This window comes from Acinetobacter sp. L-24 (assembly GCF_056857555.1).
Genome location: NZ_JBSXNI010000041.1, coordinates 62,154 through 75,104 on the forward strand (window position 1 = coordinate 62,154; position 12,951 = coordinate 75,104).

Annotated in this window: 10 protein-coding genes and 1 pseudogene; 2 read left to right on the forward strand and 9 right to left on the reverse strand. The window is 37.1% G+C overall.

Translation table 11 applies throughout. The features are described 5' to 3' along the window. Positions 1–159 precede the first annotated feature (159 nt). From AC13CK_RS08285 to AC13CK_RS08315, 7 genes are all read right to left on the reverse strand, one after another. Positions 160–2,025 (reverse strand): hypothetical protein, encoded by a 1,866-nt coding sequence (locus tag AC13CK_RS08285; RefSeq protein ID WP_087527708.1) that lies wholly within the window; start codon positions 2,023–2,025, stop codon positions 160–162. Positions 2,026–2,069: 44 nt separating this feature from the next. Continuing rightward, entirely contained in the window at positions 2,070–3,464 is a 1,395-nt protein-coding gene (cap4, locus tag AC13CK_RS08290; RefSeq protein ID WP_087527707.1) for a CD-NTase-associated endodeoxyribonuclease Cap4, read from the reverse strand. 2 nt (positions 3,465–3,466) lie between these two features. After that, positions 3,467–3,928: a Mov34/MPN/PAD-1 family protein gene (locus tag AC13CK_RS08295; protein WP_058952365.1), complete on the reverse strand. Its 462-nt coding sequence runs from the start codon at positions 3,926–3,928 to the stop codon at positions 3,467–3,469. A 5-nt stretch (positions 3,929–3,933) separates the two neighbouring features. Then, positions 3,934–5,646 (reverse strand): ThiF family adenylyltransferase, encoded by a 1,713-nt coding sequence (locus tag AC13CK_RS08300; RefSeq protein WP_131229838.1) that lies wholly within the window; start codon positions 5,644–5,646, stop codon positions 3,934–3,936. Further along, positions 5,646–6,659 (reverse strand): SMODS domain-containing nucleotidyltransferase, encoded by a 1,014-nt coding sequence (locus AC13CK_RS08305; protein WP_087527705.1) that lies wholly within the window; start codon positions 6,657–6,659, stop codon positions 5,646–5,648. Before AC13CK_RS08305 ends, AC13CK_RS08300 begins: the two co-directional genes overlap by 1 nt. A 114-nt stretch (positions 6,660–6,773) precedes the next feature. Further along, entirely contained in the window at positions 6,774–6,953 is a 180-nt protein-coding gene (locus tag AC13CK_RS08310) for a hypothetical protein (protein WP_001141890.1), read from the reverse strand. Between the two features lie 205 nt (positions 6,954–7,158). Next, positions 7,159–8,241, reverse strand: a complete 1,083-nt coding sequence (locus AC13CK_RS08315; RefSeq protein ID WP_087527704.1) for a helix-turn-helix domain-containing protein — start codon at positions 8,239–8,241, stop codon at positions 7,159–7,161. A 428-nt stretch (positions 8,242–8,669) separates the two neighbouring features. On the opposite strand from AC13CK_RS08315, the gene AC13CK_RS08320 reads away from it, so the two are divergent. Together AC13CK_RS08320 and tnpC are read left to right on the forward strand one after the other, a co-directional pair. After that, entirely contained in the window at positions 8,670–9,734 is a 1,065-nt protein-coding gene (locus AC13CK_RS08320; protein ID WP_087527703.1) for a hypothetical protein, read from the forward strand. Between the two features lie 172 nt (positions 9,735–9,906). Further along, a pseudogene (gene tnpC, locus AC13CK_RS08325) lies at positions 9,907–10,476 on the forward strand (IS66 family transposase); the annotation flags it as partial. 32 nt (positions 10,477–10,508) lie between these two features. Here the strand turns inward: tnpC and AC13CK_RS08330 are convergent. Together AC13CK_RS08330 and AC13CK_RS08335 are read right to left on the reverse strand one after the other, a co-directional pair. Then, positions 10,509–12,365 carry a phosphohexomutase domain-containing protein gene (locus AC13CK_RS08330; RefSeq protein WP_482831079.1) on the reverse strand — a complete coding sequence of 619 codons (1,857 nt, stop codon included), beginning with the start codon at positions 12,363–12,365 and terminating at the stop codon, positions 10,509–10,511. Between the two features lie 97 nt (positions 12,366–12,462). Further along, positions 12,463–12,945: a hypothetical protein gene (locus AC13CK_RS08335; RefSeq protein ID WP_005005809.1), complete on the reverse strand. Its 483-nt coding sequence runs from the start codon at positions 12,943–12,945 to the stop codon at positions 12,463–12,465. Positions 12,946–12,951: the final 6 nt, after the last annotated feature.

Consider the following 12,951-nt stretch of genomic DNA (forward strand, 5'->3'; position numbering starts at 1 on the left):
TAGGTGCTTATCTAGTCACACAAGTGGTACCCAAGTTTAATGGCACTTAAAAGTGCCATTAAACTATATATAATTCAATTTGATATGTAAAAAATTACCCATAGGAAAGAATTATGGACTAGGCTAAAAGAAGATGGTCACAATTGTAAGATTCGAAAATTATTTTTCCTCCTTTTCCTCCTTTTCCTCCTTTAACTTGATATTCGTAATTCCAATTTTTCTTAGAGCATTCAATAACGTTGATTCACCCTCTGACAAGCCAGCAGATTTTGAATGTCTAAAAACAAATAATTGAGTAACCAAATTGGAACCTAGGAGAGTTGTCGTATAAGAACCCTCTGACGAAGGCAGGTTCTCCATGAGCCCAGAAATATACTGCTCAAATTGTTCTACGGTTCTTGACCTAAATATTAGACCAGCATGCCCACGCTCCTTGAGAACACTATCCCCATCTACAGTGGAAACGTAAGTCGCTGGTTGTATATCGAAAAGATAAACTGGAGGGCAATTTACAAGAGATAATCGGATGATCAATGCTCCACGAAGTGCTGTTTTATTTGAGTTTGCATAACACCAATTTTTATAAGCTTGTTTTTCTCCATCTGTAATATCTTTATTATTTAATGTTTCTGAATTAACGAAAAAGGCCATGAGAGTGGGTTTATCGTTGTAATCAAACTCTTCCTCAAAAGTATAATAGTGGACTGCATTGACAATACTGGGATTTAACAAACGTGCCTTTAAACATGCATTCCATAGGCCCATGATTCTTCCATGATCTGGAGCTTCAAACTCTGTATCTCCATTAGTGGTCGGGTTAATTTGGACATTTAGAACTTCCTTAGAGCTATCAGGTTCTCCTGTACCAACTGTATTGGTTTCTTTAGTATTTTTCTTTCTCTGTGGCTGGGTGATGGTTCTTTCATACTTTGTTTTACTTTTTTCCCCGATAGGGCCTGAACCTAACCATGTAAATTCATGACCTAAAATAACCGATTGTAATAATGGTTTGCGCCCTCCTTGATCTTCAGATACGTTAATCTGACCAGGACCTAGTTGCAACTGAGGAGGATTAGGTGAGTTGACATCTACAGGTTTCTTAATGCGGTGAATTACCTTTGGAACACGTCTGATAAGTGTTTGATCAGGTAGTTCTATTCCAAGAACTGTCAAGGCTAAAAAAGCATTGGTGTCAGGAATACAAAAACCTGAAACCCTAATTTTTCTCGTTTCCTCATGCCATGGCATTACTTTAGGGTATATATGGTTTCTTTGAGTAAAATCATCATGTTTTGCAATACTGCTAAATAATATCCTTACGGCATCCTGGGTATATTCGCTGTATTTATAGTAGGCAATAAATACATGATCATCTGATGTGAGGCTATCACCAATAAGGATCGTCCAGGTATTTTCTTCTTCTGGATGAGGTGTGTAGAGCCGTTCATGTCTTTCGGCCTCATCATATGTTGTCAGAATTCTAGGAAGTTCTGTAGAGAGACCATATCCTCTTACCAGAAACTCAAAACAAGGTACGAGAAGCTCCTTATATTCCTGATCCTTTAAAGAAAAAGAAATACAATTCTCACGTTGGCCTGGGTTAATATAAAATTTATTCCTATCTGAGAAGAAATGATCTATTTTCCCTGTCTTTTCGTCTCGCTTATATGTTTGAATATAGGTATGTTTAAAATCCGTATGGTCAATATCAAACTCCCGTATTTCTAAGGGAAGATAATCAACCAATCGTTCATGATGCCAAACTGTGCCAATGGGCCAAGACACCAAATCTGTCATATTGGCATCAATAAAAATAAAATTATCTGTGGGTGTGTAATCTTCCAGAAGTTCCCTAAAAGCAACATGAACTTTAGGTTGGGTATTTCTACGTTCAGCTTTTGCTAACGCCCCATACCACCACACCATTAAGAACTTTTCAGCATTGGATTCAAGAACTTTGAATGCGGGTGATTTTTTTTTATCTGAAGAGTTATCAGTATTTTCTTCATTAGAATGATTGTTCATGATCAACCTCTCTATTGGTAATATTATCGACTAGTCAATTCTTCTTATAAGTTCAGTTCGGCTGTAGGGATATATTGTCCATCTACCCAATCGTAAAGCTGGATATCGCAAATACCATTCAAGCGATGTCCCAAGACCATTGCAAAAACTGAGGGTGCTTTAATAAAGAGGTGTAATTTAGATAACTTATTTTCGGATTTAAATGAAACTAAAGCAGATTTTGCCTCTCTCACAGCAAGATTTAGAGTCTCCATATTATCAATGGCATGGGAGCTTTCTAAATTCAATCTAGGCAAGTTCTTTACTTCATTAATCGTAGAGTCAATGTCGTTACCTATAGCTGTAGGAAATCCGATAGTGACTATGGCTTCAGTTTCACCCTGTCGTTCAACAGCGTCGATTTTAGTAAAAAATTGTCCCTCTTTTTGCTTATGGTCATCAGTGCGATATGCGAGGCCATTATGTTCTATTTCAAGTAGGAAATTACGTGTGGCACTAAAAACATAGCCAAGCATACATGCGGTGGACATTCTTTGTTTGCCATCTATAAGGAGGGTTCTACGGTCACCACTGCTATGAATGAAATCCCCAATCGATACTGCTTTTTTGATTAGGTTGTTCCAGTCGCTGGAGGTTTTTTGAGCACGATCAGGACCATTGAAATCACTAATATCTAAGTTTAAGTCTTGATACTGACTGGATGATGCTGAAAGATTAATTTTAATAGGATCTAATAGCCACTGGCTTCTATCTTCTTCAAGAGCATGGCAAATAAAATTTTCAAAGTCTTTGCGATATATTGGACCAAAAGAAGAACGAGAAATCAGGTTTTTAAACTGATCTCTTAACTGTTTGGCTTTACGTGTAGTGAGTTCAATATTGGATAATTTCTCTTCAATTTCACCTATAAATACAGAGTCACTATCTTCAGCATTGAAAGACAGGAAATCAACATGATCAAGTGCGAACTCAGCAAGTGAGGTTTCGAATCCTTTATCGCTACACCACTGAATAATATCCTGACGACTTTTTTGTAAAATCACAGAATCTGCACTGTATGAAGAACCAACACCTCTAATTCTCTCAATTTGGGCAAGAAATGGGTGAAGTGTAGAGGTATAGAGTGGGCATACTAAACCAAAGCGAGTATATTCACCTGATGGAATATCAAAAGCCTCCTTGAAGCGCTTAATTTCTTTCCAAAAATCTGTAGAAGTCAGCGGATGATTTTTGGCTTCATACATGACACGCTGTAACTCGTTTTCTGAAGAGAAGTAGCAAACCTCGACATCACCTATTGATTCACTCACAATGTGGCTAAAAGCACTTTCAGATAGCCAGAGAGGCAAGTTCTTTAATACAAAAGCATCCTGATACTCAAACCCTACTCGTGCAATTGCACCACCAGTTGATTGTTTTTCTAACAGACTTGCACTCATTATTATCTCTCTAAATTTAGGGTGGATGGGTAACAGGAACCATCTGGTAGGTAGGTGTGGGCACTGCCCTCAAGATGATTGTTTTTTAAATGAAAAATCAGTAAGACTACGAAATTTGCACCCACTTTTGGGTCGGACACCAATTCCCTCATGGTGTGATGGTCTTTACTGCTGGGTTGTACACTAAAGAGAGGATGGCTATGCCATTCACCTAAATAGTTAAATTTTTGATAATTATTGTTTGTTGATTTATGAAAAAGGCGAATTGCTTTAATAGCATCCGTAATTCCACGTACAAAGGATGCTATCGTTCCACTCTTTTGAACAGTTAATGAGCTAACTCTAAAATGGTTTGTACCTATATGCTCACCCATTAAAACACCGCCACATTCGTGGGTTCCAGACTTCAACAGGGCTTTTATCAGTAAAATTTGTATATCAGTAGGAATGGATATTTTCAGCATTAGTATTAACCTTTTATCGGTTCAGGTTCTTCAATAGAATTGCCATTTTCACTTTCAGATATCTGTTTATCCGTAGGAGATTCTGTTACTAACGCACCTGAACAATCGATAGGATGGGTATCAAAAGGACATTGAAATATCCAATATTTACGGAACCCTATTAAATATGCTGAATATGGATAAGAGGATTGCTCATCAATTGTACATAAAGTATCTAATATGAACTGAGTCATAGACGCTGCAAGAGCCGTTACATCTGCATCTGATGCAATATATGTTTGGTTTTGTGTTTGAAAGCCGTAATTATTAACTTTGCCTTCTGGGATTGGTTCCAACGTTTGTAAGACACCATAAATATGATTGCGAAGCTCTAAAGGTGAGGCATCTAACGTTGGGCGACTACGGGCCATCATTGCTCCACCACCGCCACCAAAGATTTCACCCCATACCATTGGTATATGTTTTCTTTTAGCAATCGCAGCTAAGGTTAGAAATGTATGTGAGCTTGCTGTGGCATCAATAATCAGATTACATGTACTAATGGCATTAGCAATATTGGAATTTAAATGAGGATTTTCCTGTCCACCAATTTGCATTTCATACGTTTCAACCTGCATGTCTAATGCAGTTCGTTTTAATGCTCTTTCAACAGCATGGGTTTTAGCAAAGCCAACATCTAACCAGTTGAGTTCATTACGGACAAGATTCTGGGGTGCCAGAATATCATCATCAATAAGTAGAAAGTTTTTACAGCCAGACCGTGCCAGTGAAATTGCAATTTTACTTCCTAACGATCCAAGACCAATAATTACTATCTTTGCATCATTGATATTGCTAAATTGTGCTGGCAATCTTTGATTCTGATCATCATGTAGATTAATAGCTGGATAACTTACGAAAAGTGGTGCTGTATTATTAATTAAGAATAGTTCCAAGTTACCTTTTAAGTCATATAACAATAGAGGCTTTATGGAACTTGTGAATTCCTCCTGAGTAGGCCATAAATTGCCTAAAAAGGATTCTAACGAAAGTCGATCATTTACAGATTCCTTTAATAAATGAACAGAATCAACTCTTATTGCCCATCCAGACAATTCAAATCTTTCATTAGAAAATGATGGGACGATGTCAGGTAGAGGTTTGTTCTGAATATTTGTTGGAACAATAACAGTCTTGTCCCGAAAGCTTGAGATGGCAACCTTAAAGTCCATTTTTTCAGGGTCACTATTTAAGAGTATGTGACGTAACATTGGTGTTTCAATGAACCTTTCTGAAATACCTCTTAATTTTTGACCTATTGTTTCAGAATGCCTAGAGGGCACAGGTTCTACATCCATCTCCAATACAGTCATTGCGTCTGTTAATAAAAGAATCTGGGCACTTCTAATTAGTTCCACTCCACTGATATTGGTATTCCAATTATCTGGACCGTATTCTAGACACAGCACTCCTGAGCCACCGTACTGGTGCAAGATACTCCATCTTTCACCAGAGTTTTGTGGGCGTATATATGCTGGTAGCTCTGGGAAAAGCTCTGGATATACTAAAACACCATTAAAATCTATAGTTCCTATCTTGAGAGAGAAGTTTAAATGCAGTTCATTAGTGTCTGTTGAGTTCCACTCCTGAATCTTAAAACTGTTTTCCTCATTTTCAAGATCGGTCAATAACTGCCGTTCTTGAATCAAGCGTTCTAATGGTGTTTTTAGCAGTTCCATTACGCAAAGCCTCCTGGTTTATTTGGATAAACAGGGGTTGATGGAAATGTTAATCCTGCACCTAAAGCTGAACGGATTAAAGAGCTGGCCATATCAGCAGAATTTGCACTTTTGTGTGATGCCGAACGAGGAAAACGATTACCCAAGACCTGCCGCCATAGAGCTAATGCTTTATCATCATCTGTTTCATTTAAGGCATTTCGTGCAATAGCAGCTTGTTCTTTTACCTTTTCATAAAAGGTTTTGAACTCATCTGCTGTGACCGCAGAAAAAACATTATTGCCTGCAACACCAGGATCTTCTAAATGTGGAATTATGCCTAGTGACGCATAAATCCCATAAGAATCCCTGATTGTTTCTAAAAGATAAACAAACAACTTTTCATAGTTGGATTCGTAGTAATTCATATGCTTGGCAACCAGGCATTCTAAAATGAATCCTTTTGGTCGTTTTAAATCAGATAAGTTCTCACGACGCCACCATTTAAATAGCTTCACAAGAGGCTTAAATCGACCATTTGCATTTTTATTCACCTCAACAGTCCACTCGGTATGGGCTGGAGGGTTGGTAACTAGCCATTCTTCAAGATGAATGTCTGGAATCAGATAGCCACCATATCCATCTGAAATGATAGGGACAACATCCATATCAACTTTTTTCAACTTAACATTTACTGAACGACGGTTAACGGTAAGATCGGTATATCCAATATCCTTTAATGCTGTATGGACTGCATCTAAGACAATTTGGGGATCATCGTTAATTGTATGGTTGGTGCGAGCAATAATATCTACATCTGGTCTTTGTGTAATCCCGCCTATGGTGGTCGGACGTACTGCCGTATTTCTTTTATAAGAACCTGATAAGAACGTATGCACATGTACTTTGCTGAATTCATTATGCACTTTTAAAGCATCACGAAGCGTATTATGTGCGCTTGAACAATCATTAACCGTTGTTGTAGATGGTTCAATATCGGAAAGTAGGTCAAGAAACTGCTGTTGAGTTGTCATAATTCTCTCTGAGCCCATGTACTAAAATGGGGCATAAAATTAAGTGCGATCAGAAAAATTAAGTAACCTACTGCTGTGAACTTTGTTGCACAGCAGTAGGTTATTTAACCTCGTTTACGATATTGAGTTTGAGTTATCAGGATCATCCGATTTTTTATTACGGATAGCATCCTTTTCTTCTTTCAATGGCCGAGTTCTAGGAAATTTAAAATATCCAGTTGGATGGACAATAATTTTTCCAGATTTATGGCGATAAGATTTACAAAACACGAAGTCTTGATTTTCGGTAGGCATTGTTAGCCCTCCTATTTTGGCGGCTCGTTTTTCAGGACGCATACCAAAATAAGCGGGTAAATCTTGAGATTTACGGGCCTAAATGTTAGAATGGGGTTCTGACAGCCAGATCTAACATGAGGTATGCGTAGGGCTTAGAGCCATATGCCTTTCCTGTGTGAAAATCTATCAAGCCGACTCTACCCAATAGAGTCGGCTTTTTAATTTATGAAACCATCTCGATGGTCTCCATTGAATCTAGGTCAAAATAATATAGTTTTTTAAAGTCATCTTCATATAAGTCAAATAATTGAGATAACTCACTAATGACAGATGTTGATGTTTTTTTTGCGTCTATTGCGTAGTCAAAGAGCATTGAAGCTACTCTATATGTCGCTTCTCGATCCAATTCATTTGGTTCAACTTTACGATAACCACGCATAGCCATTTGCCGCCATAAATTGGCACTTTGACTTGAAGTTATAGTTCCTAACTCTGACGCCCTATAGATTAAGGCCGCCATTGAGGTTTTCCATTCCTTTTTAAGTCTTAGATAATGAGCTAAATTGGTTGAACCTAATTGGTCAATAATTTTTTCTTCTGGCATTAAGAATTCGGCAGCAAAGTCATTTGCTTCTTTTTCCATGAACTCAGATGGCTCTTCATGGAGGACCAAATGCCCAAGCTCATGTGCTAATGTGAAGCGTATTCTGTCATTTGGCTGGTTTGCATTTAGAAATACGCATGGAGACACACCATGAATTTTTAAGGATACGCCATCAACATTGTTATCTTTAAAGTCGCATAAAAAGACTAAAACCCCTGCATCTTCCACAGTGGCAGTTAGGTTTTCAAGAGGTTCATTTCCTAACGCCCACAATGATCTAAGCTTTTTAGCCGCTTCTTGAGGAGTGTTTACATCTAGGCCAATTTTAAAAGTTGGTAAGGAATTTTTTCTTTTTGGCACATTTGTGAACAATTCTAATGTTTGTACATGGCCCATTTTTAACATCATTTCAGCATTCATGCGGCTCAATGCTTTAGCTGTGGTAGAGCTTTTTTTTCTATATGCATGCAAACTAATTGGTAGTGCATTTAGCTTTTCAATATGTTCGAAAAATCGTATAGGGAAATGTAGGGCATTGGATAGATTTTGGATAACTTCATCGGAGGGTTTTAAGTCCCCACTTTCAATTTTAGATAATGAAGCCTGGGTAATAGACTGTCCCATTACAGCAATTAGTTCAGTTTGACTAAGACCACGAAAGTTTCGTGCAATACTAAGCATGTCAGGATTGAAATGAGTCATATTCACCTCCAAGATCATTGACTTACAGATCAAGTTAATCGAATAATAACTGAACAAAAAAGCATATGCAAATTTTTCTTCAAATTATTCCTAAAATGTTTCATTTTTATCTAATCTTGCTTTATGTAGTAGTAGTTTTTTATTCAGGCACAATATATAGTGTTTTTGATTTTACATTTTATTTGATTTTTTTAAATTTACTTGAAATCTTATATCAAAATTTGAGCATGAGAATATTATGGCAAAGATAGAAAATGATCAGTGTTCTTGTGAGAGGTAGCTTAACTTTTGAGTATTTAGAAAAGGCCACTTTATTAAATCTTTGATCATTTTTTGGGAATGTTAAAGTGATTTATTCTTATAAAAATCAGGTTTAAGGGCGATTGGGTTTTTTGGGTAAGTTAATTTTGATTGTTTGAGGCGAGATAATGACTGAAGATGCGAAATGTAAGATTCTAGATATTCTGTTGGAAAAGTGGAAGAAAATTTTACTTGGGCGTTATCCTGGCTGTGAAGAGTTAATTGAATTAGCACTTAAAAGTCTTGAAGCATTAACAGAACGCTTTTATGGTTATGAACTTAATGATACCCAATTCGACACGGCTATTTTATTAGAACAACAATATCATCAAAGATTGGGTGAATTAATTGTTGCTGACCGTCTTTTAAGAGATGGATTTGAATTGAGTAGTAAAGATTTCGGACCTGATTTCAAAGCTACAAAAAACGGGAAAACAGTTTGGTTTGAAGTTGTTACTCCGAATCCAAATGATGAAATGGTGCAAATCTTGGAAGATGTGCAAGGACGGTTATTTCCAAAACATGAAACTAATTGTCGAGAGAATTCTTTAGCATTGTTGAAAATGACAGGGGTTATAGAAACTAAGGCTAATATTATAAAAGGTTATATTGAGAAGAAAATTATTCCTGAAGATGAGCCAGTTGTAATTGTTGTAAATGACTCATTGTTTTATCCACTAGATGTCTATATGGTTGGGGTAACTGAAGAGGTACAAAAAGGGTCAAGTGGTTTACCACTTGTTATAGAAGCTTTATTAGGTTTAGACAGGCCTTATTGGCAGCCTCCAGAATCCCCAACTGAGCCTTATCAACTTAAATGGAATACAAGAACTGATGTATTTAAAGATAATGGCAGCCCTGTATCAACAGATAGATTTCAATCGGACGAATATAAACATATATCTGGTGTGTTTGTAATGACTGCACGAGAAGATTACGGAATTAGCCTTTCTGTATATGGTGATGAAAAAAATGTAGGCTTATTGGTTAAGAACTTAAATAGTAATAATATTCTGCCAGATGGCCTACTTAAGACACGCACTTATGATAGTAATGAATTGCGTAAGTTAATAGATCCAACTATGCGTAAGCCAATAACTAGTTTAGTTACCCGCACTTTACATGGGCAGTATTTCTTCATGGTTCAGCATCTGAACAAACTTTCCCAAGAACATGTAATAGAGGAATCGTAGTAGAAAATAAATTTAATGAAAAATATAAATACAAAAGATATGGCTGAAGTTTTTTAAAAGTTAGGAATACATTTGACTATTTTGAAGCAATTTACTCTTCTTTTAGGTGTTATTAACTTTTTTAATTTTGTCGCACAGTTCTTTGTAATGTCGCATAGTTCATTGGAAATGACAGGTGGGCTGCATGGCGCATGCGCGTCGTAAATTCCATGAACTGCATGTGACCAAAAAAAGTCAGGTCGCTGAACAGGCATTAGTGCTGATTCAGAAACTGTATGCCATAGAAGCAGAACTCAGGAAAAAGACCGATGGTACAGCAGAACAGCGCCGCGAATACCGACAACAGCATAGTCAACCGGTGATGCAACAACTGTATGAATGGCTCAACCAACATCAACTGACTGTGCCATCGAGTTCTCCAACCGCCAAGGCGATCAATTACACTCTGAAGCGTTGGCCAGCCTTAAGCCGCTATCTGGATGATGGCAATCTACCGATTTGCAATAACTGGGTGGAAAACCAGATGCGCCCCTGGGCGTTGGGACGTAAGAACTGGTTATTTGCAGGTTCGCTGCGCAGCGGTCAGCGAGCAGCCAATATTATGACATTAATCCAGTCAGCAAAGCTGAATGGGCTGGATCCCTATGCCTATTTAAGTGATGTGCTGAAAAGGTTGCCGACACATAAAGTGACTCAGATTGAAGAATTGCTACCACACCGCTGGAAACCTGAACCGAATTAAAAAATAGGCATGGGGTTCAGCGGACGCTTACTCTACGTAATATCTAGCTTCAAAAGTTCAGATGGATCTATGCGCTGACGGAATGAACATGCGAGTTCTTTTACAATTTGATTTTGATATTGTTTGCGGTCGAATGTGTCAAAAGCTGAAACCTCAATTTCAGGATCAGTGATTGCATTTAGAAGATCCTTGGTTGCATTGAGTGATGCTGTAGGACAAACATAGATAAGGTTAAGCACTGAAGTACGAAGCAAAATATCTAATAAGTGATATTTGGGCGGTTCCAGTTCCTTATCTACATTAGAAAAGTAGTTCACAAGATAAATGTCATTTGATAAATGCAGATTGATATTGTCAATGAGATCTTTGGTAACACCGTCAAGAATGCCATTCACCTTCAACAAAAGTTCAGTGTTTTCTATGTCTTTAATTTTTTGCGTATCGACACGTTCATTAAATAAGTTGTTTAGATTTCTCAAAAACTTTGGTTGTGGCGCCGTAGTTTCAAAATACATCTGATTTTTAATACGGTTCTTCATGTAAGTTTGGATCATCTTAGCTTCAGAAGAAAGAAACTCAATCTTAAACGTGTCGTATGACACTAGATCAATAAATACTTGCTGGCCAGCACCCGACTTAATATCAAACCAGTTCATAAAAATACTGGCTTTGAGTGATTTCAATTGTTTAAGAATAGCCGTCTTCTCAAAATCATTCATATTGAAGTAGCTACTTGAAAAAGTATCGAGATAAAACTTCCATTTATCTTGCACTATATTCCACGCTTGATTAATAGAAATGATTGGAGCATCTATAATTTCATCTTTGATGGATTTTGACAGCTCATACAATTCATTTAAACGTGCTTGATAGTTGAAGTCTTGAGTAATCACATTCTTTTCTGGTGTTGTGGACTCAGAATCTTCAAGATCCGCACCAACCAATAAATAAGCATCGGTTACTTTTGGTGTTTCCTTATTTGACGGTGCTGGTACTGGAGCACTAGAAAGTTCAGTGGAAAAAGTTTCATCATCTTCCGCTGGCGTATACGGCGGTGTAGTCTCTTCATTAGGAGAACGTGCGTCTGTACGTTCAGCAAAAAAGTAAAACAATTCTTCTTGCGGTGCAACTTTAAACGGCGTCACATTATTATTGATGATTGCTTTTACAACATGGTTTGCCAGTTTTAGCGTGTAGGATAGGGCATGTATATAAAGCTCTAATGTTGCAAAGTCACTGGTATCAACTTCATTAGCACCAAACCAAGATAGGTTACGCAGCTCAAGCCAGCTCGTGAAAGAATCGTGAGAGCTATTAAAACTTAGATCTATGGTCTTGGACAAATAGATAAAAACGCAATACAAAAACCTATTTTTGTACTCATACGTAAATACATCAGAATCGGTCCAGATCTTATTCTCAATGAGAGCAAGAATGTAATTTAAAAGCTCATGGTGTTTAATCGAATCGATTAAGTTGTCTGGGAATACTTTTAGTTGATTAAGGTGTGGTTTTACAGGTGCATCATTGGATGGTTTAAGGAAGTGGTAGAACAAGTTAAATGTTTGCGTATCATCTATATCAATTACAAGTTCATAATCATCTTCATCTACGTTATTTAGATCCTGTTGAATATCGACTATTTGCCCGGTGTGACCTTTTGAACGGTCAATCTCGCAGATACTAAAAAGAATAGGCAAAACCCCGACAATATTACGGTTGTCAATTGTTTGATAGTGGGTATCAAAAAATATCGTATCAGCTAAAAACGTACCTTTATGATAGTTGAGAAAGAAGAATAGTACGTTAATTAAAGAACGGTGATTTTCACCAGAAGAGGTGTTAGAAGTAGCGTTAAAGTCATCGAAAAAAACTAAATTTGTATCCATCTAAAAATACTTTAAACCACACCCTTAAACTATTACTAATAAGCATATAAGTTTTAAGAGAGGGTTTAAAGTTAATTTTAAATATATTTAATGGAGTTTAAGACATCGGGCTTTGTAAGCGCTCTACATTTGATGAAAGGTCAGAAACATCTTGCTCTAAAGTCATTGCCTGGTCTATCGCACGTTTCATTAAATATTCTTGATTAATTTCTTTAGGCTCTTTACGAGTAGCATTCTTTTGTTCTTCTTCTAATTTGAAACGTTCAAAAGCGAAAATAGAACGAATAATACATAAGCTATCTTCAAGTAGGTCTGAATGCACTTTAGGAAAAATTAGATCAGGATCTAAATCAGATGCGACTTGGTTAAATAGCATAAATTGATCGCGATGTTCGATAAGAAATTCATCATATGTACCGAACTCAGATTCGATCATATCTGGAATATTTGCGAGAGTAGAGACTTTCGTATCTTGTGATAACAGAATTGAATCACCTGATGGCGCAACTAAAGCATGAATAGGTTGTTCTGCAATAGGAGCCAACAACACTACAGTAAATGGGCGTGTTTGGTTTTTCATGGTTAG

Excerpts from the sequence above, each read along its gene's own strand:
- AC13CK_RS08285 (WP_087527708.1), bottom strand. The coding sequence starts at position 2,025 with ATGAACAATCATTCTAATGAAGAAAATACTGATAACTCTTCAGATAAA.
- cap4 (WP_087527707.1), bottom strand. The coding sequence starts at position 3,464 with ATGAGTGCAAGTCTGTTAGAAAAACAATCAACTGGTGGTGCAATTGCA.
- AC13CK_RS08295 (WP_058952365.1), bottom strand. The coding sequence starts at position 3,928 with ATGCTGAAAATATCCATTCCTACTGATATACAAATTTTACTGATAAAA.
- AC13CK_RS08300 (WP_131229838.1), bottom strand. The coding sequence starts at position 5,646 with ATGGAACTGCTAAAAACACCATTAGAACGCTTGATTCAAGAACGGCAG.
- AC13CK_RS08305 (WP_087527705.1), bottom strand. The coding sequence starts at position 6,659 with ATGACAACTCAACAGCAGTTTCTTGACCTACTTTCCGATATTGAACCA.
- AC13CK_RS08310 (WP_001141890.1), bottom strand. The coding sequence starts at position 6,953 with ATGCCTACCGAAAATCAAGACTTCGTGTTTTGTAAATCTTATCGCCAT.
- AC13CK_RS08315 (WP_087527704.1), bottom strand. The coding sequence starts at position 8,241 with ATGACTCATTTCAATCCTGACATGCTTAGTATTGCACGAAACTTTCGT.
- AC13CK_RS08320 (WP_087527703.1), top strand. The coding sequence starts at position 8,670 with ATGACTGAAGATGCGAAATGTAAGATTCTAGATATTCTGTTGGAAAAG.
- AC13CK_RS08330 (WP_482831079.1), bottom strand. The coding sequence starts at position 12,365 with ATGGATACAAATTTAGTTTTTTTCGATGACTTTAACGCTACTTCTAAC.
- AC13CK_RS08335 (WP_005005809.1), bottom strand. The coding sequence starts at position 12,945 with ATGAAAAACCAAACACGCCCATTTACTGTAGTGTTGTTGGCTCCTATT.